Annotated in this window: 24 protein-coding genes and 2 pseudogenes; 21 read left to right on the top strand and 5 right to left on the bottom strand. The window is 41.4% G+C overall.

The features are described from left to right. Nucleotides 1-17: 17 nt before the first annotated feature. Nucleotides 18-722: pseudogene (locus tag D9603_RS02740) on the bottom strand (IS110 family transposase); the annotation flags it as partial. A gap of 339 nt (nucleotides 723-1,061) precedes the next feature. Here D9603_RS02740 and D9603_RS02735 point away from each other — a divergent pair. The 6 genes from D9603_RS02735 (at nucleotide 1,062) to D9603_RS02710 (ending at nucleotide 4,624) form a co-directional block, all read left to right on the top strand. After that, nucleotides 1,062-1,556, top strand: a complete 495-nt coding sequence (locus tag D9603_RS02735; protein ID WP_128729956.1) for a hypothetical protein — start codon at nucleotides 1,062-1,064, stop codon at nucleotides 1,554-1,556. Between the two features lie 111 nt (nucleotides 1,557-1,667). Continuing rightward, on the top strand, nucleotides 1,668-2,138 hold the full coding sequence (locus D9603_RS02730) for a hypothetical protein (protein WP_128729955.1): 471 nt from the start codon (nucleotides 1,668-1,670) through the stop codon (nucleotides 2,136-2,138). A gap of 126 nt (nucleotides 2,139-2,264) precedes the next feature. Beyond that, nucleotides 2,265-2,552: a hypothetical protein gene (locus tag D9603_RS02725; RefSeq protein WP_128729954.1), complete on the top strand. Its 288-nt coding sequence runs from the start codon at nucleotides 2,265-2,267 to the stop codon at nucleotides 2,550-2,552. Nucleotides 2,553-2,689: 137 nt separating this feature from the next. Then, on the top strand, nucleotides 2,690-3,376 hold the full coding sequence (locus tag D9603_RS02720) for a DUF4386 domain-containing protein (protein WP_128729953.1): 687 nt from the start codon (nucleotides 2,690-2,692) through the stop codon (nucleotides 3,374-3,376). A 121-nt stretch (nucleotides 3,377-3,497) separates the two neighbouring features. After that, nucleotides 3,498-4,181 (top strand): alkylmercury lyase family protein, encoded by a 684-nt coding sequence (locus D9603_RS02715; RefSeq protein ID WP_128729952.1) that lies wholly within the window; start codon nucleotides 3,498-3,500, stop codon nucleotides 4,179-4,181. Nucleotides 4,182-4,276: 95 nt separating this feature from the next. Next, the gene (locus tag D9603_RS02710) at nucleotides 4,277-4,624 is read left to right on the top strand and encodes a hypothetical protein (protein WP_128729951.1); all 348 of its coding nucleotides are present in this window, start codon (nucleotides 4,277-4,279) and stop codon (nucleotides 4,622-4,624) included. Between the two features lie 28 nt (nucleotides 4,625-4,652). On the opposite strand, the pseudogene D9603_RS02705 reads toward D9603_RS02710, so the two are convergent. Further along, nucleotides 4,653-4,853 (bottom strand): annotated as a pseudogene (locus D9603_RS02705) (IS110 family transposase); the annotation flags it as partial. Nucleotides 4,854-5,334: 481 nt separating this feature from the next. Here D9603_RS02705 and D9603_RS02700 point away from each other — a divergent pair. The 7 genes from D9603_RS02700 (at nucleotide 5,335) to D9603_RS02665 (ending at nucleotide 13,465) form a co-directional block, all read left to right on the top strand. Beyond that, nucleotides 5,335-7,998: an amidohydrolase family protein gene (locus D9603_RS02700; protein ID WP_128729950.1), complete on the top strand. Its 2,664-nt coding sequence runs from the start codon at nucleotides 5,335-5,337 to the stop codon at nucleotides 7,996-7,998. 468 nt (nucleotides 7,999-8,466) lie between these two features. Then, nucleotides 8,467-8,748, top strand: coding sequence for a DDE-type integrase/transposase/recombinase (locus D9603_RS02690; RefSeq protein ID WP_128729949.1), 282 nt, complete (start codon nucleotides 8,467-8,469; stop codon nucleotides 8,746-8,748). 350 nt (nucleotides 8,749-9,098) lie between these two features. Further along, nucleotides 9,099-9,536 (top strand): GNAT family N-acetyltransferase, encoded by a 438-nt coding sequence (locus D9603_RS02685; RefSeq protein ID WP_125252611.1) that lies wholly within the window; start codon nucleotides 9,099-9,101, stop codon nucleotides 9,534-9,536. 116 nt (nucleotides 9,537-9,652) lie between these two features. Then, complete coding sequence (locus D9603_RS02680; RefSeq protein WP_128729948.1) at nucleotides 9,653-10,000, top strand: hypothetical protein; 348 nt, start codon at nucleotides 9,653-9,655, stop codon at nucleotides 9,998-10,000. Nucleotides 10,001-10,474: 474 nt separating this feature from the next. Continuing rightward, the gene (locus D9603_RS02675; RefSeq protein WP_161972716.1) at nucleotides 10,475-11,503 is read left to right on the top strand and encodes an alpha/beta hydrolase; all 1,029 of its coding nucleotides are present in this window, start codon (nucleotides 10,475-10,477) and stop codon (nucleotides 11,501-11,503) included. Between the two features lie 455 nt (nucleotides 11,504-11,958). Then, nucleotides 11,959-12,225, top strand: coding sequence for a sigma factor (locus D9603_RS02670; protein WP_128729946.1), 267 nt, complete (start codon nucleotides 11,959-11,961; stop codon nucleotides 12,223-12,225). A 46-nt stretch (nucleotides 12,226-12,271) separates the two neighbouring features. After that, nucleotides 12,272-13,465 (top strand): MFS transporter, encoded by a 1,194-nt coding sequence (locus D9603_RS02665; RefSeq protein ID WP_128729945.1) that lies wholly within the window; start codon nucleotides 12,272-12,274, stop codon nucleotides 13,463-13,465. A gap of 247 nt (nucleotides 13,466-13,712) precedes the next feature. Here D9603_RS02665 and D9603_RS02660 read toward each other — a convergent pair whose 3' ends face one another. Beyond that, nucleotides 13,713-14,609 (bottom strand): LysR family transcriptional regulator, encoded by an 897-nt coding sequence (locus D9603_RS02660; protein WP_161972715.1) that lies wholly within the window; start codon nucleotides 14,607-14,609, stop codon nucleotides 13,713-13,715. A 269-nt stretch (nucleotides 14,610-14,878) separates the two neighbouring features. On the opposite strand from D9603_RS02660, the gene D9603_RS02655 reads away from it, so the two are divergent. The 3 genes from D9603_RS02655 to D9603_RS02645 all read left to right on the top strand — a co-directional run bounded on the left by D9603_RS02655 (nucleotide 14,879) and on the right by D9603_RS02645 (nucleotide 17,718). Beyond that, nucleotides 14,879-15,598 carry an SDR family oxidoreductase gene (locus D9603_RS02655; RefSeq protein ID WP_125252613.1) on the top strand — a complete coding sequence of 240 codons (720 nt, stop codon included), beginning with the start codon at nucleotides 14,879-14,881 and terminating at the stop codon, nucleotides 15,596-15,598. 455 nt (nucleotides 15,599-16,053) lie between these two features. Next, on the top strand, nucleotides 16,054-17,019 hold the full coding sequence (locus tag D9603_RS02650; protein ID WP_128729944.1) for an ABC transporter substrate-binding protein: 966 nt from the start codon (nucleotides 16,054-16,056) through the stop codon (nucleotides 17,017-17,019). A gap of 201 nt (nucleotides 17,020-17,220) precedes the next feature. Continuing rightward, a complete protein-coding gene (locus tag D9603_RS02645) occupies nucleotides 17,221-17,718 on the top strand; it encodes an ATP-binding protein (protein ID WP_128729943.1) in 498 nt (165 codons plus the stop codon). 563 nt (nucleotides 17,719-18,281) lie between these two features. On the opposite strand, the gene D9603_RS02635 is transcribed toward D9603_RS02645, so the two are convergent. Next, on the bottom strand, nucleotides 18,282-18,629 hold the full coding sequence (locus tag D9603_RS02635) for a RidA family protein (protein ID WP_128729941.1): 348 nt from the start codon (nucleotides 18,627-18,629) through the stop codon (nucleotides 18,282-18,284). 124 nt (nucleotides 18,630-18,753) lie between these two features. Next, the gene (locus D9603_RS02630; protein WP_128729940.1) at nucleotides 18,754-19,494 is read right to left on the bottom strand and encodes a transporter substrate-binding domain-containing protein; all 741 of its coding nucleotides are present in this window, start codon (nucleotides 19,492-19,494) and stop codon (nucleotides 18,754-18,756) included. Nucleotides 19,495-19,741: 247 nt separating this feature from the next. On the opposite strand from D9603_RS02630, the gene D9603_RS02625 reads away from it, so the two are divergent. From D9603_RS02625 to prpF, 5 genes are all read left to right on the top strand, one after another. Continuing rightward, the gene (locus D9603_RS02625; RefSeq protein ID WP_176032818.1) at nucleotides 19,742-20,416 is read left to right on the top strand and encodes a GntR family transcriptional regulator; all 675 of its coding nucleotides are present in this window, start codon (nucleotides 19,742-19,744) and stop codon (nucleotides 20,414-20,416) included. A gap of 14 nt (nucleotides 20,417-20,430) precedes the next feature. Further along, nucleotides 20,431-21,309, top strand: coding sequence for a methylisocitrate lyase (prpB, locus tag D9603_RS02620; RefSeq protein WP_125252620.1), 879 nt, complete (start codon nucleotides 20,431-20,433; stop codon nucleotides 21,307-21,309). 77 nt (nucleotides 21,310-21,386) lie between these two features. After that, nucleotides 21,387-22,508, top strand: coding sequence for a 2-methylcitrate synthase (gene prpC / locus D9603_RS02615; RefSeq protein ID WP_128729939.1), 1,122 nt, complete (start codon nucleotides 21,387-21,389; stop codon nucleotides 22,506-22,508). A gap of 74 nt (nucleotides 22,509-22,582) precedes the next feature. Then, nucleotides 22,583-25,177: a Fe/S-dependent 2-methylisocitrate dehydratase AcnD gene (gene acnD, locus D9603_RS02610; protein WP_128729938.1), complete on the top strand. Its 2,595-nt coding sequence runs from the start codon at nucleotides 22,583-22,585 to the stop codon at nucleotides 25,175-25,177. A 2-nt stretch (nucleotides 25,178-25,179) separates the two neighbouring features. After that, a complete protein-coding gene (gene prpF, locus D9603_RS02605) occupies nucleotides 25,180-26,355 on the top strand; it encodes a 2-methylaconitate cis-trans isomerase PrpF (RefSeq protein WP_128729937.1) in 1,176 nt (391 codons plus the stop codon). The last annotated feature ends 140 nt before the right edge of the window (nucleotides 26,356-26,495 follow it).

Genomic DNA, 26,495 nt, shown 5'->3' with positions numbered 1-26,495 from the left:
TGGTTTCAGGGGCGACTATTTATCGGTGCAACTCCAACTAATGCGGAAGCTTGTTTGTTGGTCATATATCCCAGTTCAGGTAAGTTACTAATGATGGATGCTGCCGCGATTTTTCCAATGCCTTTCATGCTTTGAAGTAGATGATTTTTAGCCTGATATTCGGGGCATGACTCGATTAATTTGACGATTTTATTTTCTATTTTATTTATCTGATTTTTAAATGCAGTGAGGATAGGCTTTATTGTCATAGCGAGTTCTTTTGGCAATATCTGAAGACGGTTTTTCTCCATTGTTTGCATGACGAGTAACTGGTTTCTGCGTGCTACTAAATCGCTCATAAGCTGCATAGTTTCGGGCTTTAACTGAGATAACGATGGTTTAATAGCTTCACCATAGTGGGCAATGAGTTTAGCATCGAGCTTATCTGTTTTAGCACGTTGACCAATTGCGCCAGCAAAGCGTTTTACATGAATTGGATTGGCTATTACGAATGGTAAGCCAGCTTTGGCACATGCCATAATAAATGGCATTTCTAATCTACCAGTGGCTTCAATAATAATACGTTCGGGTTTGTGCTTTTTGATTGTTTTGACAGCTTCTTTAATCCCTTTTTCATCGTTAGAAACAGAGAAGTAAATATCTAAAGGTCGAATATAAATATCGAGTTGAAATTTACCGGTATCAACACCGATGTTAATGCTTTGATTTGTTTTAGTATTCATATAAGCTAACTCTTGCTTGCATAATGCGGGCTCGAGGCCCAGTAGACTATTCGAGTGTGGTGCTTGGAGTCTTTTACAGCGTTCTTTCTTGTTATCGGTCTCTCAACAGAGGAGCCTTTGCTCAATCGAACTACTGTAAAAGAAGGCTTTAGTTGCAGCTAAAGCTTGGGTCTCACCTTACCCTAAACCGGTATAAAAAGAATAATTAAGATGGGTGTATTATCCATACAAGTAACTCAAGAGGGACAAATAAAGCTTGGCTTTTGTCGCTTCGCTCAAAATTATAGCCAAGCTAATTATTTGCCCCTTAGTTGGGCGTTATACATCTAAGGGGTCTGGATGAAAATCAATGAATCTGTGGAAGTCTCATTTAAAGAAGGGGCTACTTTCATTTTTCAAGTTGACTCGAATGAAATCGTTTATAAATGTAGCCCTTTCTCTGGAAAAGAATTTGTCTCTGTTAATGGAAAGCTAGTTTCTGAAAGCCAGAATTATAAAATGAAATCTAGCCATAAATTCACGATCGACGGGGTTGAATATGAGGTTACCTTCGAGAGTAAAGACCTAATTAAAGGTCGCAATGAGTGCTCTTTGAACAAAGAAGGCGTGCTAGTTAAACTTTATAAACTTAAATATATAAAACCACCTAAAAAGCCAATATATTACTGGATACCCCCAATAATTCTGGGCGCTTTAGCTGGAATAGGTATTGCTCAAGGAGTGCTTCCTACTTGGCTATGTATTACATTTGGTGTGTTGGCTTTCGCTTTAATTTTCATTTCAGAGTTCAAATCAAGTATAGAAAACTGGGATTGTGAAGTTGTCGATGTATAACAAACACTTTAACCAAAGGACGCAAAACAGCAGGCTTGCGCTCCTTCGTCGCTAATTTTAGCCTGCTATTTCGCGCCGGTTAGGCAAGCGTTATAAGTACTAGGAGGAATCGTGCATCCCAATAGAAATGCAATAGCTTTTGGTGGCCTTGTTGCCACAGTATTATTTTTTGTAATTCTAATTGTCCTAGCGCTTTGGGCATGGCCAAAGTACAAAGTATATAAATTAGAAATGAACGGGATTGCAGCTCTGAAAGAAGCTGAATGGAGCAAGCAAATCCTAATTGAAGAAGCAAAGGCGAGAGAGCAAGCGTCTTTAATGCAAGCTAAAGCGCGAGTTACTTTGGCTCAAGCAGAAGGCGAAGCGAAAATAGTCCAAGCCAAAGCTGAAGGTCAGGCTGATATAGAACGAGCAAAAGCAGCAGCTGAAGCTAATAAAATAATCGGAGAGTCGCTCAAAGGTAATGAAGCTTACCTTCGTTACGTCTGGATTAAGGGGTTGCAAGATGGTAATGGAGAGCGTATCTATATACCAACAGAAGCAGGGCTCCCAATTTTAGAAGCTGGAAAAGCTGGTAAATAACGTACTTATAACAAGGCCATTAAACAAAGGACACAAAACAGCAGGCTTGTGCTCCTTCGTCGCCGATTTTTGCCTGCTATTTTGTGCCGTTTACGGCAAGCGTTATATTTCACGGAGAAGTCCAGTATGAGTGAACAACAAATCGTTTATTCCTTTGCTTGGTTTGAACCTGATGAATGGCAAAAGTTAAAAGAAACAGTAGAAGATCCTGATACGCTGGACGACTCTTACCAAGAGTGGCGACAAAACGCAGAAAATGTAATTAGAGAACTTAGAGCTGGTGGCCAGCAAGTGAAAAAAATATCAATTAAAATTAGTAAATTACTTGTTTGGTGTGAATCAAGAAGTTTAAAACCAAACAGCAAGGCTAGATCAGAGTATGCAGCATTTCTAGCACAACAGCGTAATAAGTAAAGTATAACAAGCGCTTCAACCAAAGGACGCAAAATAGCAGGCTTGCGCTCCTTCGTCGCTAATTTTAGCCTGCTATTTCGCGCCGGTTAGGCAAGCGTTAGGCATTTAAACACTCAGCAATCACAGGATAATTATCAATGGGCAATAATGGTTCATCATTTAAGTTGTATGTTAAGCATTTAGGTGCTGCGTACTTGATTTATATAATTTTAGGGATGTTTAATTCACTACTATTTAAGCAAGGTATATACAACTTTGGGGCCTTTGATGAGGTTGAGATAAGGTTCAGACTTGCTCAAACTATAGATATTATTATGTTTATAGCTGTTATTTGGGCTTCATGGGCACAGTACCTAGTTACTAAAACGATAAACAAAAATTTTGCTCTCGTGGCACTACTTTTCAGGTTTGGAGAAGGGCTTCTCGGCTTTGTCGCAACAATCATTACATTGGCAGTAATAGCAGTTTTAAAGAATCCAGAATTTTCAACTGTATTTCAAGATGAGCAGTTGCATACATTAGCTAGCATATTTGTGAAAATAAGTGGCTCGATGTGGGATGTTCTTTTAATTATCATGGGTATTGGTGCCACGATTTTCATGTATTTGTTCTACGTTTCCAATTACGTACCTAAATGGTTGGTTCTTTGGGGGCTATTCACTTATATTTCGATGGTGGTGTATGGTTTTTCAAATATTGTTCTACTTAATCCACCTCAAGTATTGAGTTACTTCATGATGCCGGGAGCTTTTTTTGAAATAACGTTTGGCCTTTGGTTGTTAATCAAAGGAATAGACATCCAACCTGATAAAAATCATGCCTAACAAGCGCTTCAACCAAAGGACACAAAACAGCAGGCTGTGCTCCTTCGTCGCCAATTTTAGCCTGCTATTTTGTGCCGTTTACGGCAAGCGTTAGTGCTCACAGATGCTAGAGAGGTCGCTAGTGAATTTAAGCAATTCAAGTCTTCACTATTACATAATTAAGCATATAGTCGATGAGGGAAGAGCTCCAAAAATCATAGAAATGTCTAGAGCATTCGGAGTATCAACGAATGATATGGCTGAAGCCCTTAGAGCGCTTCAGGATTACCACGGAGTGGTTTTGCATCCTGTGTCTTCTGAGGTCTGGGTAATGCATCCGTTTTCTACCGCTCCGACTAATTTTTGGATCGAGTCTGAAAAAGGAAGTTGGTGGGGAAACTGCGCTTGGTGTTCATTGGGTGCCGCAGCACTGCTTGACCGTGATTTAACAATAACTACTACTTTGGGTGGTGAATCCAAACAAGTTGTTGTGGAAATTAAGAATGGTCAAATAACGAACAAAAAGATATTTGTCCACTTTCCAATTCCAATGGTTAAGGCTTGGGAGAACGTTACTTATACATGCAGTACTATGCTCATGTTTGAGTCAGAATCTGAAATTGATAATTGGTGTGAACGTCACGGTATGGAGAAGGGCGATGTTCAACCAATAAACAATGTATGGGAATTTTCCAAGGTTTGGTACGGAAATCATCTAAACCGTGATTGGGTTAAGTGGTCGGTAAATGAAGCAAAAGAAATTTTTGACCGATTCGAGCTCAAAAATCCGATTTGGAATATGCCGTCAAATGGCGGCAGGTTTTAGCACTAACAAGTGTCTGCTAGGGACTGCATTACGCTGAGCTCCATGCAGCCCCAGAGCTAGGCGTTATATGCTTTTGAAAGCTTGGAGTTTAAATCTTGAGTATTGAGTTAAATCAGCAAGAGTGTTGTGAACATTATGGTGCTCTATACCAACCAGTAAAACAAACTCAACTTGTAACTATTTCAAAAGGTATTTACGAAGGAATTACCCCTGTTGAAGGAGTTCGTTATCCTTCACCTGAACATATGAGTGGTTGGTGGTTAACTACCGATGAATATAATGGAAATATTGATTCCTTGGTTACAGTTCATTTCCAACATATCATTGAAAAACGCCCTGAATTAGCACTATATATGGCATTACCTTTCGGCTATCGTTTTAACTTGGGTGGCGAAACTGAGCATGTATGGTTTGATCAGGAAGTGGCGAATGAAAGCATATAACAAGAGACTATGGCGTCAATAGCTAATTTTAAGCTGTTGGCGCTTCCCACATTACACCTTCCCTAAGCATAGAATTTAAGATCACAATCATTTTGCGAACGCACGCAATAAGTGCCACTTTTTTCGGTTTTCCGGCAGAAACTAGCTTTTGATATTGACCTTTAAAAACTGGGTTAGATTGTATTGCTGACATCATGGCCATGTATAAAATAGTCCTAACTTGATGGCGAATACAGCCTGTTTGAGCGATGAATCTTAATTTATGAATACGAGAAGCGCCTTACGTTTAAAATAACTTAAGAGCATGAAGTGTAATGGCCTTTTTCAAATTCATGTGTCATATCTTGTAGTAAAAAGCTCATTGTTAACGAAATTGTGCTTCTGCCGTAATTCTCTGAAAGTCAGCGAATAACTTTGCTGCAAACTCTGCTGATGACTTTACCAAAAAACCAAAGTTTACATGTCACATATTAAAGGAAGTGGATTGCAAGAGACGTGTAACTCTATGTAATTTTTACTCTCCATTTCGTGTGCTACTGTATATTGTATGTATAAACTACCTAAACTCATTACCTAATTGTTTTATTGTGACTTTGCCCTTCATTTGTAAATGTGTTCTGTGTTGTTCGCAGCCATGCTTGTGTGCTTGGCTAAAAAAAGAACTGCATTAGATGAAGAATAGACTATCTATTTCAAATTAAGGATAAAAAATGACTCATAAATGTAATCAAATATTTAACTGTGCTTGTGGCAGTAAATTATGGCAAAGCTTATTGCCAAAAGATTTTAACCCGTCTTGCGAATTGAATGATCAAACCGAAGATAACGCGACAGAAAGTTTTATTATGCACGCTATAAATGGCGGCACAATCTTAACTATGCGAGAGGGAATGAATGAAAATGTCGAAGCAATAGGTATTAAAGATGGAAAAATTTGCGCTGCAGGTAGTTTTGAAGATGTAAAAAAAGAATTCTCAGACTCAGTACCTAAGGTCGAAGAAATTGAAGGTGCAGCCACTTTAATTCCTGCATTTATTGAGCCTCATGTGCATATTATTCCCAGCGCGGTAATTAATGCAGGGTTAGATTTAAGCCCTTTTTATGGTCAGCAACTTCGGGAGAATGTGTTTCCAAAAGATAAATATAATTTTGATTGGGTTAAAAAGGTCTTGACCGAAAAAGCAGACAATATGACAGCAGGTGAAGGTTGGATTCTAGGGCATAATATGGATCCTTCATTATTCTCTTCTGGGAATAAAGTTATAAATGCGGGTAAGTTAGATGGCATATCTAATTCTGTGCCGATTTATATTACAAATACATCAGGACATTTGGCATATATTAATAATGCGGCGATTAAGGTCATTGATGAACATAACATAAGCGTAGAAGCAGAAAATGGAAGTAAAAAACAAAAAAAAGTTAGTACAGGTAAAAACGGGGTACTTGAAGAACTCTCTGAAATGGTGCCAGTTTTAAAAGTTCTGATAGAAACATATGACTATGAAAACGGGAAAATTAAGCTACAAGCAAAAGAACGAATTAAACAAGAGTTCGATAAGCTGTTTGAAAGTGCGGTGTCTCATGGTAGCACATATATGTTGGATGCTGCGCTAGATGAGAAGCAAATAGAGATTTTAAAAGTGTATGCCAAAAGCTCAAAGAGTAAGGTACGCATAGGCGGTGCTTACTTGATAGATAGTTTGGAACAATTGAATACAAGCATCGGCTCTTTGGGTTTGCCCAACTCAGGTGACGAAGACTTTAATCTTTCTTTTCTAAAGCTTATAGCCGATGGTTCTTCACAAGGATTAACTGGCTATCAGTATACGCCGTATGATTGTAATGAAAATTATGAAGTGTTTGCCCATGCAGAACAGTCAGACTTCAATGAAGAAAATGAAGATAAAATAAAAAAATTAGCAGAGCAGAATATTACAGGCCTGTTTAATTATGGCTACCCAATAGAGTTTAATGGACTAATGAGAATAGCCAACAATTATGGTTGGCCGACGATGACGCATGCTAATGGCGATCACGCGATAGACAGAACGCTCAGCGCCTTTAAACAAGCTGGTATTACGAAAAACACTATAGACCAACGTCGAGACAGAATTGAGCACTGCTCCTTGCTTTCACCACGTACCATGGCTGAAATGGAACACCTTGGCATTTCACCAAGTTTTACTATTGGGCATGTCGGTTATTGGGGGTGGAATTTTAAAAATACTATTATCGGTCAACAACGAGCAGACCAATTAGATTTATGTGCATCAGCCATTAATAACCATGATATGCGAATAACACTTCATAGTGATTATAGTGTTACGCCTATGGGACCTTTGCGTTATATGGAGCAGGCCATCACTCGACTAATGGAAAGTGCGCCAAACCAAAGCCTGGAAGTATTAAACCCGAATGAACGACTTACGCCATTTCAAGCTCTTAAAGCGATGACTTATGATGCTGCCTGGCAATGCCACGCGGATAAATGGGTAGGATCGTTGGAAGTTGGTAAGTGCGCAGACTTCACGATTTTGGCAGAGTCACCGCTGAGGTACCAAAACCGCAAAAACATGGCTTACCCTGCACAAGGGATGCGTGATATTCCTGTGCTTAAAACTTTTAAAGGAGGTAAACAAGTATTTGTACAGCCTCAAGAATCATACCTGTCTAACATTTCCTGGGACAATCAAAACAAAGCCTTGACCTTTAAATATACAGGGCCAAAAGTTTCACCACCAAAAGGCGTTGAGGCCAAAATTTGGTATCAGCTGCAAGACGAAAATGGCGATGCATTAACTGATAAGTATACTGAGCCAATGAATAACGTGTATTTTAATCGTAAAGTTGAGATTTGTACTGAAAGTTTATCCAAATTTGATTCTGCAACCAAGTTTTATTTAGTTGCAGGTGTTTTTTTACAATCAAAAAAAGCGGATGTGATTGCAGCAAGCGCACTTATTGATAAATGCTGTGGCACATCTGAAGTGAACGATAAAACGAGCATTAACAAATTACAGCTAATGCCATCATCTGGTTCTATTAGCTTTGAGGTACCGTCAGACATTCAAAAGCCTAAAAATGGTACCTGCTGGTTGTTTATTACAGATGTTAACACCAACTATGGTTGGGATAATGGTCAGGTCGCTCCAAATTTAGAAGGGGACGGTTCAACACAAGGAACGAGCGCGGATACGGGTGTCTACTATTGTAAAAATCTGACAGATGAATTAACAGAAAACCCCATTGACCTAGATTCCCTGGACCTAGAGTTAGGTAAAACCTACAAAGTGGGTATATGTTTAGGTAGTAATTATAGAATTGCGGCTTATGCAGTCACTCAGTGTGTTGATAAACCCACAACGGATTAACCCAGTTGGTACTCTCTAAAAAGTAGCTTTCCATAAGTAACAATTTTTAAATTAGCCCACTCCCAATTAGAGTGGGCTTTTCATGACATGTTCAATTAAATTTATATATCAGCAACCGAGTGTAATTATTATTTTATTAGAGCGCTTTTGCATTTTTACTAAAGCAAGTGTCTTATCAGTTGCATAAAACCTCCAGGCAACAACCAACTGCCCATCCCGTGAGTACTCACCGCTTGCTGTGAAACCCTTAAAAGGCGACGGCGCACAAATCTAGCAAATTGTGAATATTTGCTGGCTTAACCGAATAAATTATTTAGCGATAACCCCTTAAGCTCTGTTAACCACAGCGTCTTGCCCTGTACGATGCTTAGGCTTTGATGTTTAGAAATATGAAAACACCAATAGCTACCTTACTTTAGAGTTGTTTCGATACGAATAATAGACAATTTTGTGTAATTCTGAGTTGAAGTGAGCGTCAATCTAGCTCCATTCAATGTAGCTCTTCAGTCTAGCTATGCGACACCGAATGTGGCTGAAAATGTATTAAACAGGAAGTTTTTTGCGGCTTCTCCAAACGAGAAATGGGTGACAAATATCACGTATATATGGTGTAAAGGGCAATGGCTTTACTTTATGGCAGTGATGGACCTATTTCCTCGAGCGATAGTTAGTGGGTCATTTTATACGCAAATGACAGAATTACTGATAATAAGCGCGTTGAAAATGGCAATTGAGCGCAGAGAAATCTGAGCCGGTTTGATTACACACTCGGTTAGAGATATTCAATGCAGAGTACTAGTGTACCAAGGGCTTATAGGTAACATAGGAGCTACAACTAGTACGAGTAGAAGAAATAACTGTTGGGATAATGTGGTGATGGAGCCTTTTTATTCGAAATTAAACGGGAGTTAGTATTTTACTCAAATATCAGTCGCTTGAGGAAGTTAAAGTGAGTATATTTGAGTGCATTGAAATATTTTATAGCCGCGTACGATTGCGTTCAGCATGAGGGTATTTAAGTCCAATGGAATACGCAAGCAGGTATGCATAAATTAAGCTGTCTACTTTTGGTAGGTAACACCAGCTTTAAGGAGAAAATCTTGGAAGTGTCACTTCGTCAGATTACAAAAGATAATTACGAAGCAGTGTGTGAGCTTGATGTATCAAAGGAGCAAGAAGAATACGTTGCTTGTAATATGTGGTCACTTGTTGAATCTATGTTTAACGATGGGTATGAAACCAGAGCAATATACTTGGAAAAAGAGCCTGTCGGCTTCTTTATGTGGGCTAAAGAGTCGATTACAAAGGTTTCAATCTGGCGGTTTATGATTGATCATAAACACCAAAAAAATGGCATTGGTCGTAAAGCGTTAGATCTTGCTTTAGCCGAAATTAAGCAGCTTGCAAACATTAAGGAAATAGAAATTTGCTATAACCCTAAGAATCCTGTGGCTAAGGAGTTCTATTCTAGCTTTGGCTTTGTTGAGGTTGGTATGGATGAAGACAATGAAGATATGCTCGCAGTCATCAGTATTTAAAATCTAATATGTATATTAAAGGGGGACGAACAAGGCGTGGCCTGCGCATATTTTTCGCCAATTGTAGCCAAACATTTTTACGCCTTTAAGCAATGCATTAGTATTTGGGGAGGCTTATGAGAGTAATTCTAGCTTTGGCAACATTATCTCTAATTGGTTGCTCCCCTATTTGGGAAGAGTTGCCGTATGAAGTTTACTATATTAATGGTATTAAAACTTTAGGTTATAGCATTGGTGAAGGTGCTTATATTGGGCGTATTCATGAGCCTGTAAATATTACCACTAATAAAAAATATATATCAGTTTATGCTTGCCCATATCAAACTTGCTCTTTTTATTACATTGATAAAATCAAAGATCACGAGTTTGCAGAGCACGACGAATTTGTATTTGGGCCATATACAAATGAGCAATTTGCAACGTTAGTTAAAAAGTTAGGCTTGCCGAGGGTCAGCTCGGAGTGAGCAAAATGCTGAAACATGCTTTAACAAAGGAATACTACACAGTAGACTTTTGCTTATTCGTTTTGCTTCTGACCGAATACGCCTGTAATGGCATAAATAGAATCAACTTTAAAGTCATAAAAATTATCCGATGTGATAATTTAATGCTATGTATCTTTTTTTGGTTACACGGTTAACTTTGTTAAACAAGCACTATATATTCGGCATATGACAAATTCCTAAACAAAAGGACGCAAAATGACAATGGATGAAATGATGAATACTACAAGAAATATCAGCAAACCTAGTAGGATTAATAAATTCCTGTTAGAAGTTTATTTATCTCTAAAGTTTTGAATAAAAATATATAACAACCGAATTTTGACAGGGTTCTTAAAGCTCGGCGTGTGCACTAGTGCTGCTTATTTTATTCAATTATTTGTGTGTTAATTAGGAAGGTGTTAGCCTACTTAAATTAAATATAGGGTATTACCGTTGTTATCTAAAAGCAAAACTGTCTTAAGTTTTTGTTTATTTGTACTGTTACTTCTTAGTTTCGGTATAACTTATGAACAAGTCTCTCGAAATAATACATTATTAAAGTATCCAGCTAACGGCTCATTAGTTGATATAGGTTCTCGCTTTTTGCACATTGACTGCAGAGGGGAAGGTACGCCTATTGTTATTCTTGAATCAGGCTTAGATACTTTGGGTTCATTAAGTTGGTCGGCAGTTCATGACCAATTAGCTCAAACAACGAGAACTTGTGCTTATGATCGTGCAGGTATCATGTGGAGTGACCCTCGGCCCCGAACAAACAATTTGATGCAAGATATTGCGAGTGATTTAAATAAAGCGCTTGTTATATCGAATGAGAAACCTCCATATATTATGGTTGGTCATTCATTTGGTGGTGTATATATTACGAAATTTACTGAGCTGTTTGAAAAAAAAGTTGCTGGTATTGTGTTGATAGACTCACCTCATCCAGAGCAGATGGATTTAGTTCAAGATGTTGAAATACCATTGATTCTATCTTTAAAAAATTCAGTTTTCCAAATAGTTAAGCCCATTATGGATATAATAGGTTTAACTCGTATTATAAATAATCAGGCTAGTTTCGCTTTTCCAAATCAATCACAGTATCATTCAGAAGCTGTGAAAGCCTTTGCACCATTATCTGATCATACTTTATCTCAGGAAATTTTGAATTACTCTGTTGGTCTAAAACAAATCCGTTCACTAAGAAACTTTGGCGACAGACCTATGTTTGTTCTCGGTAACATTGTTAATTACACAAAAATGTCTGATCTACAACTTGCCAATGCAGGTTTAAGCCGTGATATTGTGCCGGCAGTAATGGAGCAAGACCGTTATATGTTTAACGACCAAGCATCATGGTCATCTAATAGTCATTTGAAATTATTCCATAACACGTCGCATTACATACAATTTGAAAAACCTACCGAAGTAATCAATACGGTGTTATTCGTTATCAGTGAGGTTAAAAGGCAAGCTGATTAGATACTGTGCCTGCGTAAGTATTCGAGGGTTGACACTGTTCTGAGCTAGTATTTGTTCATCATGGTTGCGTCAGGCTCAACTAAACAGTGCAACGAATTATTTCGCTTTAGTATCAAAACACTTTGAAATAAGGTTGCTGTACACGTTTTTGATTAATTATCCCCTAAATTAATAACTCCGAGTTTGGATCTAAGCTTTTTACAGCATCTTAAAAGTACAACTTTGAAAAAACGCGACAGCGAGTAGCAGTTATGTAGAAAGCATAATTTTTGACCAGGTTTATTGTTGTACCTAATTGCAGTGTGTTATTGAGAGTGGTTTCTATTTGCGGTATTGTTACACGAAGCCTTACAGTATTGCCTGGATTCTCTTTCTTTGCCCGTAGTTATGTGGTTAGTAACGATTTATCAATAACTTAGAAGTTATTTTCAGCAAAAGGCCGTAGGTCATCAGAGGTGTATACTGTATCTATGGCGGGGGCAATAGAAAAGTACCGACTAGAAGTCAGCCGATTTCTCATCAGAAAAGTTGGTTGTGCTGAAACAGCTGCAGATATCTTTCAATCGGTTGCTGAAAATATGCTAAGGCGCAACCCTGACCCTCCTATTGATGATGTGCGGGCATTTTTATATCGAGCAGCGAAGAGTGCGGCGGTTAACCAGCAACGCACTGATCGCACACTAGATGACAATCATCTTGAGGACAGATGTTTGGGTGAATAGATGAAGTCGGAAAACTGTCAAAACCTGTTGATGAAATGGAGCTCAAATGACCAGCATAAGGAATAATACTAAATCGTTGCAGGCAACATCTTTTAGCTTAAAGCCAATGATGTTTGAAACCTTTGTATGCACTATGGCAATGATGGCCTTTGCGGCCTTAGCTGCACCCATTGCTCGAGTTATAGGATTGTCAGCTTGGCAAGTAGGTGCCGCTGTAACTGTAGCTGGGTTAGCCTGGGTTATCATGGCACGGGTGTGGGGGAGACTAAGTGACAGAAAAGGTCGCCGTCCAGTGATGTTGTTCGGTCTCACTGGATTTGTGGTTAGTTACTTTATATTGGCGCTGTTTATTGATTATGCCTTACACAGTGCAATACTGCCTGTGATGGCTTTTATTGGTATTGTTGTTGGTCGAGGGATCGCTGGATTTTTTTATGCGGCGGTACCTGTAACAACGGCAGCGTTGGTAGCAGACCATATAGCACCAGATAGCCGTGCTGGTGCAATGGCTGGAGTTGGCGCTGCAAGTGCTGCTGGAATGGTGATTGGCCCTGGTCTTGCTGGTTTGCTTGGGCCAATAAGTTTAAGCTTGCCGTTGTATATTACAGCCTTTTTTCCGGTTATCGCGCTGCTTGTTCTATGGCGCGTATTACCAAAAGTAGAGCTGCATGCTCAGCCATCGGCTAATACAGTAAGCCTCGGTGATAAACGTTTGCGAAGTGCTGTTGGAGTCGCATTCGTCAGCACTTTTAGTGTGGCGGTGGCGCAAATTATAGTTGGCTTTTTTGTACTTGATCAGCTCCAACTTGAACCCGCTCAAGCAGCTAGGGCTGCGGGTGTTGCTTTGGCTATTGTTGGAGTTGCATTGATTATTGCCCAGATTGTATTGCAGAAATTAACATGGCAACCAAAACAACTAATCTTGTGTGGCGGGCTCATTGCTGCTGTTGGGTTTGTAAGCGCTGTGTTGGCGGTCAATACCATGACTATTTGGGCGAGTTATGCAATAGCTGGGTTTGGTATGGGTTGGATTTATCCATCGGTCTCTGCACTGGCTGCTAATTCGGTCAACCCTACCGAACAAGGCGCGGCTGCTGGTATAGTGTCGGCTGCTCAAGGGTTGGGAATTATCAGTGGGCCGATAGTTGGTACTGGACTGTATGGCGTTGATAACACCATGCCCTACTTGCTGATTGCGAACATGCTAGTGGTGATCGTGTTTTGGGCAGCGAGACGTTAAATGTTTTAGGAGGCAGTTTATGCCCCCTAAATATCGCGCACCAGTGGCGTACCGATGAGGACAAGAGTATGACGAATTAATTAATCGTGCATTTGCTTTTCTAAGAAATACGAGTATTTAGCTACTTTTAACTATTTATCCCAAGTTAAGGTTGTTTAGTATGGAAGCCTTTGGCTTTACCTAAAACTTTGTTGATAACTTATTTTGTTAAACGGTTGACTTCGGAATAACGAAGGGACGCCACTAGCTAAGTATTTAAGAAGTATGCTTTTGTAAATTCAATAAATGCAGCCAGTCTCTTAGCTTGATGTTTATCCTTGTGATAAAGAAGAGAAAACTCAACACTTGGAATATGCCATTCAGTAAACACTTCCACCAACTTTCCTTCGTCTATCGCATTTTGACAATAAATCCGAGGCACGCGTATTATCCCGAGTCCATTAAGAGCACCACTGATCAATACTTGTCCGTTTTTACAACGTAAGGTACCGTCAATGGAAACGGAATATGATTCATTTGTTTGATGGTGCAAGTAGCGCCAATGTGCAACAGAGCCGGTTAAGCAGCAATGCATTTGCAACTCTTTTGGGTGCTTAATCACCGGTTTACCAGTTAAATAATTGGGACTTGCGAGCGTACACATTTCTATCATACATAATTGCCGCGCGACAAAACCTGAGTCTTCGAGCTTCCCCATACGAAATGCAACATCAAATTCATCGTTAATTAAGTCAACTCGATGGCTACTAAAATCAAGTTCAACAGACACTTCAGGGTGCAGTTTCATAAATTCACTAACGAGACTCGCAACGTAGACTTCACCCAAGTACCCACCAACGCTGTTGACTCGGATACTTCCCTTAAGATTATCATTATCATTAATGGCATCTACTAGGGCATATTCAATTTTTTGTATTGCGCTATGACATTGAGCAACCAGTCGTTTACCACTATCCGTTAATTTTAATGTTCTTGTTGTTCTTTGTAGCAGCGTCAAACCAGTTTGTTTTTCAAGCGCACTTACTCTTCTTGATATATGTGACCGAGAGACCTTAAGCAACTCTGCCGCGCTAGTGAAGCTACCCTGTTCAGCAACTACGGCAAAAATACGAATATCATCCAAGCTTATTTGGTCAATTATCACTAAACACTCTCCTTATTCTAAAAGATCTAATGAAGCATCATTGTTAGAGTTCAAAATCCGAGCAACTGATTAGTATTACATAGTCGTGATGTTTATTGTTGCTCAGGTGCAACAGTGTTTCAACTGAAATGATATATATGCACTAATAAACTAGCTTTAAGATAGTACCTAGTCACTCAATAGCATTAAAGCTTAATGGAAAAGCGATGGTTTATTGCTTTTCGCTACAAGATGGGTGTTCAATTTTAATCGATAAAAGGTAATCAAATATGAAAAAGCTAGTTGTTGTTACAGGTGCGAGTTCGGGTATTGGTGAAGCAATTGCACGTCAATTAAGCGCACAAGGTCACCCATTGCTGCTGCTCGCACGTCGAGTAGAAAAATTAGAAGCACTGAATTTGCCCAATACGTTGTGCGAAAAAGTTGATGTTACGGACAAACATGCTTTTACAGCAGCAATACTGAAAGCAGAGCAATTATTTGGAGAGGTCGATTTATTAATAAATAATGCGGGGGTTATGCTATTGGGACAAATTGACACTCAAGAGCCAAGTGAGTGGAAACACATGTTTGATGTGAACGTTATTGGGTTACTGAATGGTATGCAAGCCGCACTTGCCCCTATGCTAGAACGAAACACGGGAACTATTATCAACATTAGCTCTATTGCAGGTAAAAAAACATTTCCAAATCATGCGGCATACTGCGGCACTAAATTCGCTGTACATGCCATTTCTGAGAATGTAAGAGAAGAGGCTGCCTCAGCCAATGTTCGTGTAATTACGATTGCCCCAGGGCCAGTTGAAACCGAGTTGCTTTCTCATACCACTTCTGACGACATAAAAGATGGCTATGAAAACTGGAAAAAAGACATTGGTGGAGCGTTGAGTGCCGATGATGTCGCAAGAACGGTTATGTTCGCATACAACCAACCACAAAATGTATGTATTCGTGAGATAGCAATAGCACCGACTAAACAGCAACCTTGATCACAAAAGCAGTAAAGCCGCTCTCCCTTTGGTTGGATACATAAACCAGTTGTAATAAGTGCTTGTTTTAATCGCGCTACCTTACTTGTTAGCTTAACAATAAGCGCTATTGGTTATTTGTAGACTTAACGGGAGAGGCGGTCGCGCTTAATTAATGCGATAGTTCATTCGAACAAATAAACACGCAATTGACGTGGCATGGTTATCGCGAAGTCTACCTATATTGGTAGCCATGGTAATTTAGACAATATGATTATAGGCATTATGAACAGTGGTTACCACAAAGCGCCGACCTGTTTGCCGAACAGTCTATATTTTTTTGAACACGTAAATCTGATCTTCGAAGTGGATGAATGTGATTTACGCATTGATGTGTGTTTGCTAATGGTTTAAGTTCACAATCTAGAGCCGAGCAGCTATAACTTAATAAATGTACACTGTTTGCTTGATTCAATATGAATACTTTACGATGTAAGCGCGTGGCTTTAGGAGGACTACTGTATTTATGTGGAGGGTTTTTTGCTCATGCAGAACCAGTACGCATCATTGTTAATGATTGGGCAAGCCAATTGGTGGTGTCTAATATTTATGCCAGCTTGCTCAAGCACGCTGGAATTCAGTCACAGTTTATTTCTTTGCCAACCGTAGGGCAGTGGTATTACTTAAAATATAACCATGCTGATGTGCAAGTTGAGGTATGGCAAGGCACAATGGAAGATAAACTAGAACAATTGCTGCATTCGGGTGATATTCAGCAGGCGGGTACGTATCCTATTTCTACACGAGAAGAGTGGTGGTATCCGGATTATGTCGCAAAATTATGCCCCAAGCTACCTGATTGGCGAGCTTTAAACGATTGTGCACATTTATTTAGCGAAGGTGATGACCCAAGAGGTGTATATTATAACGGTCCATGGGAAAAGAACGATTCAGCGAGAATTAGAGCATTAAACCTGAATTATAGAGTCGAAAACTTACCTGACGACTTTTCACTGGTGCGCGTCCTAAAAGATGCGTACAAAAACAAAAAGCCTATTTTAATATTTAATTGGACCCCAAACTGGGTGGAAGCACGTTATGCTGGCTATTTTGTAGAGTTTCCACCTTATACAATAGAGTGTGGAACGCAGCCACAATGGGGCATAAATAAAGATTTCTTACATGACTGTGGAAACCCTCGTGATGGTTGGATAAAGAAAATAGCGTCAAGCGCGTTTGTTCGCTCACAACCGTGCGCCTTTGCGATTTTACAAAGTATGACCTTTAATTCTGACGACCTTGCACAGTTTGCTTTGCAAGTTAATATAAACGCAAAAACGAATGAAAAAGCCAGTGAAATGTGGCTTAAGCGATATCAATCACGTTGGCAAAGTTGGTTGAAACATCCAAGTTGCCAAATTTATCGCTATAGCCAGAAGTAATTGTAAAGGGGGGTTACACTTTTCGCTTAGCCTACTATTTATAGGGCTTGCCTAAGAAGTAGGTACCACTTATAGTGGGGTAGCGAAGATGTATAATTCAAAGAAAGCTAAGGCAAACCTACACAAAAGTGTTTTTTACCATGACTCATCGCTAAGTGTTTTTCACCAATTAAGTGATTGCTAAGTACAAATGGAGAAAATATGGAAAATAAAGGAAAGCTGTTCTTTTTCTGTGGCAAGATGGGGGCGGGGAAATCGACAAAGTCTCGGACAGTCGCTACTGTAAATAATGCAATTTTAATTTCAGAAGATGATTGGTTGTCAGCGCATTATCCTTCTCAAATTCAAACTTTTGATGATTACATTCAGTACTCAAACCTCATTAAACCTTTTGTTAAATCTCATGTGCAAAACTTATTAAGTATTGGGGTTAATGTTGTTATGGATTTCCCAGCAAATACTGTCAAGCAAAGGTCATGGTTCGTATCACTATGTTCTGAAGTAAATAGTGATTATGAGCTCTGGTATCTAGCGTTAACCGACGAGCAATGTTTATCTCAAATCGCTATGCGTCGGGTAGAACAACCAGAAAGGTCAATGTTTGATACAGAAGCTGTATTTCATCATGTAACCCAATACTTTGAAGCGCCAACAGCGAGTGAAGGTCTTAATTTGGTGGCTGTGGAAAGTATCGAGTAGCGCAACATTTTCAATGGAACGTTTGGTACTATTTTGAATTAACTTCCGTGCTGTCAGTATAATAGTTTAGCGGCTCATTACTTAACGTTAGCATAGGTAAATAGGAAATGTAGATGGTACACGCAGCATCAGGGTTGCTTTTTCCCTTACTTATTTTGTTTGCTTTATCGCTACCCATTATTCTGTTTTGGGTGTTTAAGGGTGATGGAAACCGTGGGAAAAGAGGCTTAATTGGGTTTGCTCAAATTGCTGTTTTGACGATAGCCACTTTGATGTGTTTTTCTGGTGCTAATATGGTTCAGCAAGTTGGTTTTACAATAGCGTTCATAATCTTAGTAATTATGCTGCTCACACCCATGGTATTTAAAAATCGAAATTATTAGAGCTCAAACCTGCAAGATTAAGGCAATGAAGAAATGCATCAGCTTATGCTCACTAACAGCAAATAGAATCTAATGACGTGAGGAAATCTTGGTTGGTGTTATTGCCAAACTTTGCCGGTATCGAAGAGCCAGATATGACAGATAAGTGCAATGTTAATCGCACTTACCTTAATTTATCAGCTAGATTTCTGCAGCGACTACCGAAATCTCAACAAGCAAAGCATCACGAGCCATGCTCGCTTCAACACAAGCACGTGCAGGTGCATACCCTTGCGGTACCCACGCATCCCATACTTCGTTCATTTCAGCAAAATATTTCATGTCTTTAATATAAATTGTTGCAGAAAGGATGTGCTTGCGGTCGCTGCCCGCCTGAATAAGCAGTTCGTCAACTTTTTCAAGCATGGTCTCGGTTTGTTCTTTTATCCCTTGCTCGGCATCTTTACAGACTTGACCACATAGATAAATTGTCCCGTTATGTTTAACTATGCGGCTCATTCGTTGTTTAGTTTCAATACGTTCTATCAAGTTTTTTCCTTGGTTATTTGGTAACGTGAGTAAATTAAGAGTAGCTAATACTACTCTTTTTCTAGAAGATGGACTACCTGACCATTGGTATCGTGAGCAAGACGTGAAGTTGCAGCTCTAGCCATCAATGCGTTATTTTATATTTAGCATAAATGGCTTTTATTTTGCCGTCATTAATCATGCGGCTCAGCGCCGTGTTTATTTCCAGATTTAACTGTGTCAAATGAGGTTGGAAGCGCATGTGCACCGGCAAGCGGCTTATTCTAAAGCAAGGGGAAAAATCACGATATTTAGGTTGCTGAGAGATATAATAATCCGCGGTTTCTGCGCCAATCATAATATAATCTAGACGGTTATGCTCAAGCTGCGCGAGGAGTTCTTTTTCAGAAATATTCTCGTAAATGGAGATCTTACCTTTACCTAGATGCTCTTCGAATGTGTCGTAGTGGTATCCTCTTACCTTGCCGACGAGCGCACCGTAAAAGTGTTCAGGTTGTTGCTTTCCCTTGCAGTTTACTTTTCGCCCTAATAACACTTCTGTTGAAAAGGCGTAGTTAATACTATATATGCCGGGTACTTTGGCGGCTTTACGCCAAACTGGGTTTACGCCGGGTTCGATGTCTACATCACCGCCATCAAAGTAACGCTGTCCTCTGGCTACAGAAAGTGGAATAAAGCTAAATTGATGTGAGGTCAGGTTGCTCAGCTCCTGAAAAATGTCGACAAATATGCCTGTTGGTTTGCCTTTCTCTTCAAAATAATAGGGTGGGTTTGCGCCATGATACACCAACACAGAATAAGATTGTGCGTTGGCAAGGCCTGTTGCCAGCAGGAATATTGTTGTGATGAGGGGGTAACGCCACATTGCTAATAGTCAGCCTTTTGTCCTATTACATATCATAATATGCAGAATTGTTATCCTGCGCAATGAATGTCGTCGTTACCTCTGTACGTGATGAATGAATCAACGGTAAATTCTATTCACACCATAAAACTGGTGAATAGTGTCTATATTGAAAATTGTCGACAATTTTCGCTTTTCTAGGTTGACGCTAACGTCAACCAACACTATATTGTCTACAACTTAAATAACGATGACTGGCCAACTAATGATGAGCTTTTTAGATGAACAAGCGGTTACTTCCTCTGATAAAGCATTCTTTCGTATGCGAAAGGAGATTGTCGAAGGAGAGATAGCTGCAGGTTCCAAGCTCAGCGAAATGGAATTGTCGACAAAGTATGAAGTCAGTAGAGCGGTTGTTCGTGAGGCAATTAATCGTTTGGAGTCATGTCACTTGGTTGAACGTAAAGCCAACGTTGGAGCACGTGTTGTTACCCTTACACCAGAAGGTTTGATGGAGCTTTATCAAATTCGAGAGGCGCTGGAAGGGATGGCAGCAAGACTGGCTGCACAGTACATGACCGAGGGTGAAGTACAGGATTTAGAAGGTCTTCTGTCGAGCCAATTCGATGAGGTCAAAAATCAACACTCTTACTATCAGGAAGCGGGTGACCTTGATTTTCATTACCGCATTATCCTTGGCAGTAAAAATGCTAGCCTCATCTCTATGCTGGTCAATGGTTTATATCACTTAGTGCGCATGTATCGCGTACAGTTAGGGATGGCTGGGCCTCGGGTTACCACTGCATTTGACGAGCATAAACATATTGTTCGTGCAATCAGTAACCGCGACCCAGAGCTGGCAGAAATACTGATGCGTCGACATATTCAATATTCTAAAAATAATATCGCAGCCAAGTTAGCAAGCAATCAATCACATATATAAGAGAGAACATCATCATGAGCGCAGGAAAAAAATTTCGTGAGGCACTAAAAGCCAATAAGCCGTTACAAATTGTCGGAACTATTAATGCTTACAGCGCGATAATGGCAAAAAAGATTGGCCATCAAGCTATTTATCTTTCAGGTGGTGGCGTTGCTAATGCCTCATATGGTTTGCCTGACTTAGGAATGACATCTTTAAATGATGTAATTGCTGATGTAAGTCGAATTACTTCTGCCTGTGATCTTCCTTTGATGGTTGACATTGATACTGGCTGGGGCGGTGCATTTAACATTGCTAAAACCGTTCGAGATATGGAAAAAGCAGGGGCTGCAGCGGTACACATGGAAGACCAAGTGGCGCAAAAGCGTTGTGGTCACCGCCCGAATAAAGAAATCGTGTCGACAGAAGAAATGGTTGACCGTATTAAAGCAGCAGTCGATGCGCGCACCGATCCTGACTTTTTCATCATGGCAAGAACAGATTCTTTTGCACAAGAAGGACTAGAAGCGGCAATTGAGCGTGCGAAAGCTTATGTTGCGGCAGGCGCTGATGGCATTTTTGCAGAAGCGGTACAAACTGAAGAACACTATCGTGCATTCAGCGAAGCACTTGATGTGCCCATCCTCGCGAATATCACAGAGTTTGGTAAAACTGAGCTTTGGAATAAAGCTGAGTTAGGAGAGTGGGGTGTAGACATGGTGCTATATCCGCTTAGTGCATTTAGAGCAATGAATAAAGCGGCAGAGTTGGTGTATCAGTCCATTTTAGAAAACGGTGACCAAAAAGCGGTACTCGATACCATGCAAACCCGTATGGATTTATATGATTACCTTGGTTACCACGATTATGAGCAAAAGCTCGATGCACTTTTCGCCGAAGGTAAGAATAAGTAAAAAATTAAAGCTGCTGGGGTTACTCAGCAGCACAAAATATCAATACCCAGCAGGTAAAAAATTCAGGAGACAATAATATGGCTAAAGTACTAAGTGGCGCGGGCCTTCGTGGTCAAGTAGCGGGAAAAACAGCACTATCAACGGTAGGTAAGTCGGGCTCAGGTTTGACTTATCGTGGTTACGATGTAAAGGACCTAGCTGAAAATTGTCAGTTTGAAGAGGTGGCTCACCTTATCCTTAAAGGTAACTTACCAAATCAAACTGAACTGGACGCATATAAAAGTGAGCTAAAAGCAATGCGCGGTTTGCCGCAGGCGTTAAAAGAAGTATTAGAACGTATTCCTGCTCACGCACACCCGATGGACGTATTACGTACTGGCTGTTCAATGCTTGGCAACCTTGAAGGTGAAGCAAGCTTTGACGAGCAAGGTAAAGTAACCGACCGCATGTTAGCGAGCTTCCCAAGTATTATTTGCTACTGGTATCGTTTTAGCCATGATGGCGTTCGTATCGACGTGGAGACGGATGACGACTCAATTGGTGCTCATTTCTTACACCTACTTCATGGTGAAAAGCCAAGTGAGCTGCATGAGCGCGTAATGCACGTGTCGCTTATCCTTTATGCCGAGCACGAGTTTAACGCATCAACCTTTACCGCCCGTGTTTGTGCTTCAACGCTTTCTGATATGCACTCATGTATTACTGGTGCGATTGGTTCTCTACGCGGCCCACTTCACGGTGGTGCAAACGAAGCGGCAATGGAAATGATTGAGCGCTTTGAATCTGCGGATCACGCAGAGCAAGAAATGATGGGCATGCTTGAGCGTAAAGAAAAGATCATGGGCTTTGGTCACGCTATCTATTCAGAGTCAGACCCTCGTAACGAAATCATCAAACGCTGGTCTGAAAAGCTAGCAGCAGATGTGGGGGATACTGTACTTTACCCCGTGTCTGTACGCTGTGAAGAAGTAATGTGGCGCGAGAAAAAGCTATTCTGTAATGCCGATTTCTTCCATGCTTCAGCATACAACTTTATGAAAATCCCAACTAAATTGTTCACTCCAATCTTCGTTATGTCACGCTTAACAGGTTGGGCTGCACACGTTATGGAGCAGCGCGCGGACAACCGCATCATTCGTCCATCAGCAGAATACACTGGCGAAGAATTACGTCCAGTTCCTGCTATTTCTGAGCGTTAAACGAGCACGACTCAAGTCTATTCTGGCGGTCGTCATGGCCGCCTGTTCTCCGTCACAGATTGTTGGAAGTTGTTATGAATACTCAATTCCGTAAACGTTTACCTGATTCTGAGCTTTGCTATTACGATACAAAAGAGGCAATAGAAGCCATAAAATCAGGTAGCTACGAGACTTTACCTTACACCTCACGTGTACTTGCTGAAAACTTAGTGCGCCGCGCTGAGCCTGAAAAACTCAATGATTACCTTGAACAGATCATCGAGCGTCGTCGCGATTTGGACTTTCCGTGGTTTCCTGCTCGCGTAGTTTGCCATGATATTTTGGGTCAAACTGCACTAGTCGACCTTGCGGGTTTACGTGATGCTATCGCTGAAAAAGGCGGAGATCCAGCTAAAGTCAACCCTGTCGTGCCGACTCAGTTGATTGTCGATCACAGCTTGGCAGTAGAGCATGCTGGTTATGAAGAAGATGCGTTTGAGAAAAACCGCGCGATTGAAGACCGTCGAAATGACGACCGTTTTCACTTTATCAACTGGACTAAAACGGCATTTAAAAACGTCGATGTGATCCCGCCGGGCAATGGTATTTTGCACCAAATCAACTTAGAAAAGATGTCACCGGTTATTCAAGCGCGCGACGGTGTTGCTTTTCCAGATACACTTGTTGGTACCGACAGCCACACGCCACACGTAGATGCACTCGGCGTTATTGCCGTTGGCGTGGGTGGCCTTGAAGCGGAAAGCGTGATGCTTGGTCGGGCGTCCTACATGCGATTGCCTGATATTGTCGGGGTTGAAATCATTGGTAAACGCCAATCGGGGATCACCGCAACGGATATCGTATTGGCGATCACTGAATTTTTGCGTAAGGAGCGCGTCGTTTCTAGCTACTTAGAATTCTTCGGTGAAGGTACGCAAGACCTTAATTTAGGTGACCGTGCGACAATTTCAAACATGACACCAGAGTATGGCGCAACCGCGGCCATGTTCTACATCGATGAGCAAACCATTGATTATTTGAAGCTCACAGGCCGTGATGACGAGCAAATCAAGTTGGTGGAAAAATACGCTAAGTTAACTGGGCTTTGGGCTGATTCTTTACAAAAAGTGCAGTATGAGCGTGTACTTAAGTTCGATTTGTCGACAGTGACGCGTAATATTGCAGGGCCGTCAAATCCACATCGCCGCGTTGCAACTAACGATCTTGCCAATCAAGGTATCGTCAAAGAGATTGAAGCGCCACAAGATGGTTTGATGCCAGATGGTGCGGTGATCATTGCTGCTATCACCAGCTGCACTAACACCAGTAATCCACGCAATGTAGTTGCCGCAGGCTTACTAGCACGTAATGCCAATAAATTAGGTCTTGCTCGTAAACCTTGGGTGAAAACGTCTTTTGCACCGGGTTCAAAAGCGGTACGCTCTTATATGGAAGAGGCAAAGCTCCTGCCTGAGCTTGAGCAGCTCGGTTTTGGTGTCGTTGCTTTTGCTTGTACAACTTGTAATGGCATGAGTGGTGCACTTGACCCGAAAATCCAACAAGAAGTGATTGACCGTGATTTGTATTCAACCGCGGTGTTATCGGGTAACCGTAACTTTGACGGTCGAATTCACCCCTATGCAAAGCAAGCCTTCTTAGCTTCACCGCCTTTGGTTGTGGCTTATGCAATTGCAGGCACTGTGCGTTTTGATATTGAAAATGGCGTGCTTGGTCGTGACCAAGAAGGTAATCCGGTCACACTTAAAGATATCTGGCCAAGCGATGAAGAAATCGATGCGGTGATCAAAGAAAGCGTAAAACCAGAGCAGTTCCGCGCCGTTTATGAACCAATGTTTGACCTCACGGTAGACTATGGTGAAGACAACGACCCTCTTTATCAGTGGCGTCCAACGAGTACTTATATTCGTCGCCCTCCTTATTGGGAAGGGGCATTGGCGAGCGAGCGTACCATGAAAGGCATGCGTCCATTAGCGATTTTAGGCGATAACATCACGACGGATCATTTGTCACCATCGAATGCGATTTTGGCAAGTAGTGCGGCGGGTGAATATCTGGCCAAAATGGGTTTACCGGAAGAAGATTTCAACTCATACGCCACACACCGAGGTGATCACTTAACGGCGCAGCGTGCGACGTTCGCTAACCCTAAACTGTTAAATGAAATGGTGGTAGAAAACGGTGAAGTGGTACAAGGTTCACAGGCGCGTGTTGAGCCTGAAGGCACAGTCACCAGAATGTGGGAAGCAATCGAAACCTACATGGAGCGTAAGCAACCGCTAATCATCGTTGCTGGCGCGGATTACGGCCAAGGTTCATCTCGTGACTGGGCTGCAAAAGGGGTGCGTTTAGCTGGAGTTGAAGTTATCGCAGCAGAAGGCTTTGAGCGTATTCACCGTACCAACTTAATCGGCATGGGTGTACTACCACTTGAGTTTAAAGCGGGCACGACCCGTAAAACGCTTGAACTCGATGGTACAGAAACCTATGACGTTGAGGGTGAACCGGCACCAGGTGCTACTTTAACTCTTGTGATTAACCGTCAAAGTGGTGAGTGTGTAGAGGTGCCTGTGACTTGTCGATTAGATACCTTTGAAGAAGTATCTATTTACTCTGCTGGCGGCGTGTTACAACGCTTTGCTCAAGACTTCCTTGAAGCGGAAGGTGTGTAACCATGAGTCAATTTAAGCCGCAAATTAAAATTCCCGCCACTTATATGCGTGGTGGCACCTCTAAAGGGGTGTTCTTCAATTTAATGGATTTACCCGAGTACGCGCAGCAACCAGGTGAAGCGCGAGATAACTTGCTGTTACGTGTAATTGGCAGCCCAGATCCCTATGGTAAACATACCGATGGCATGGGCGGTGCAACTTCCAGTACCAGTAAAACCGTGATCTTAAGTAAAAGCGACAAAGCCGACCATGACGTGAATTATCTTTTTGGTCAGGTTGCTATCGACAAACCATTTATTGATTGGAGCGGAAACTGTGGCAATTTAACGGCTGCGGTGGGGGCATTTGCAATCAGCAATGGCTTAGTCGACGCGAGTAAAGTGCCAGAGAACGGTGTTGCTGTCGTTAAAATCTGGCAGGCGAATATTAGCAAAACCATAGTGGCGCATGTTCCTATCAGCAATGGAGAAGTGCAAGAGACGGGCGATTTTGAACTGGATGGCGTAACTTTCCCAGCAGCAGAAGTGGTGGTTGAGTTTATGGATCCAAGCGACCCAGATGTTGATATGTTTCCGTCGGGCAATCTCGTCGATACGTTAACTGTGCCTGATGAAGGCACCTTTGAAGTGACCATGATTAGTGCCGGGATCCCAACGCTTTTTTTCCGTGCTGCCGATTTAGGTTATGAAGGTACAGAGTTACAAGAAGCGATTAATGGAGACTCAGCGGTACTTGAGCGATTTGAAAAGATCCGTGCCTATGGCGCAGTGAAAATGGGGTTGATAGGTCATATTGACGAAGCGAAAGTTCGCCAACATACCCCCAAAATTGCTTTTGTTGCACCCGCTAAATCTTATGCTGCATCGAGCGGCAAAGCGGTGGAAGCCAATAACATCGACTTAAACGTTCGTGCCTTATCTATGGGTAAACTGCACCATGCGATGATGGGCACAGCCGCTGTGGCGATAGCAACCGCGGCGGCAATTCCTGGCACCCTAGTTAACGAAGCTGCAGGTGGCGGTGATCTTAACTCAGTGACCTTTGGGCACCCATCAGGCACCTTAAAGGTTGGCGCGCAAGCACAGCAAGAGTCTGGCCGTTGGCAAGCTAAAAAAGCCGTCATGAGCCGCAGCGCTCGCGTGCTAATGGAAGGCTTTGTTCGCGTCCCAGAGGCGTAACGCCACACTTAATTAAAGGCTCTGTTCCCAAGAGCCTTATTCTCAATATAAGAAAACTCCCGAGTTATTGCTTGGTTGTGAAGGTGTGCCAGTCGCTTGGCTACGTCTGTGGTATCCAATACCAATTAGTCTTAATGCTT

The organism is Pseudoalteromonas sp. PS5 (assembly GCF_004103255.1).
GTDB lineage: Bacteria > Pseudomonadota > Gammaproteobacteria > Enterobacterales > Alteromonadaceae > Pseudoalteromonas > Pseudoalteromonas peptidolytica.
The sequence above is the reverse complement of the archived record's forward strand: the minus strand, read 5'-3'. Positions and strand labels throughout refer to the sequence as shown.

Coding starts and splice junctions, on each gene's coding strand:
- D9603_RS02735 (WP_128729956.1), top strand. CDS start 1,062: ATGAAAATCAATGAATCTGTGGAAGTCTCATTTAAAGAAGGGGCTACT.
- D9603_RS02725 (WP_128729954.1), top strand. CDS start 2,265: ATGAGTGAACAACAAATCGTTTATTCCTTTGCTTGGTTTGAACCTGAT.
- D9603_RS02720 (WP_128729953.1), top strand. CDS start 2,690: ATGGGCAATAATGGTTCATCATTTAAGTTGTATGTTAAGCATTTAGGT.
- D9603_RS02700 (WP_128729950.1), top strand. CDS start 5,335: ATGACTCATAAATGTAATCAAATATTTAACTGTGCTTGTGGCAGTAAA.
- D9603_RS02680 (WP_128729948.1), top strand. CDS start 9,653: ATGAGAGTAATTCTAGCTTTGGCAACATTATCTCTAATTGGTTGCTCC.
- D9603_RS02665 (WP_128729945.1), top strand. CDS start 12,272: ATGACCAGCATAAGGAATAATACTAAATCGTTGCAGGCAACATCTTTT.
- D9603_RS02655 (WP_125252613.1), top strand. CDS start 14,879: ATGAAAAAGCTAGTTGTTGTTACAGGTGCGAGTTCGGGTATTGGTGAA.
- D9603_RS02650 (WP_128729944.1), top strand. CDS start 16,054: ATGAATACTTTACGATGTAAGCGCGTGGCTTTAGGAGGACTACTGTAT.
- D9603_RS02645 (WP_128729943.1), top strand. CDS start 17,221: ATGGAAAATAAAGGAAAGCTGTTCTTTTTCTGTGGCAAGATGGGGGCG.
- D9603_RS02630 (WP_128729940.1), bottom strand. CDS start 19,494: ATGTGGCGTTACCCCCTCATCACAACAATATTCCTGCTGGCAACAGGC.
- D9603_RS02625 (WP_176032818.1), top strand. CDS start 19,742: ATGAGCTTTTTAGATGAACAAGCGGTTACTTCCTCTGATAAAGCATTC.
- prpB (WP_125252620.1), top strand. CDS start 20,431: ATGAGCGCAGGAAAAAAATTTCGTGAGGCACTAAAAGCCAATAAGCCG.
- prpC (WP_128729939.1), top strand. CDS start 21,387: ATGGCTAAAGTACTAAGTGGCGCGGGCCTTCGTGGTCAAGTAGCGGGA.
- acnD (WP_128729938.1), top strand. CDS start 22,583: ATGAATACTCAATTCCGTAAACGTTTACCTGATTCTGAGCTTTGCTAT.
- prpF (WP_128729937.1), top strand. CDS start 25,180: ATGAGTCAATTTAAGCCGCAAATTAAAATTCCCGCCACTTATATGCGT.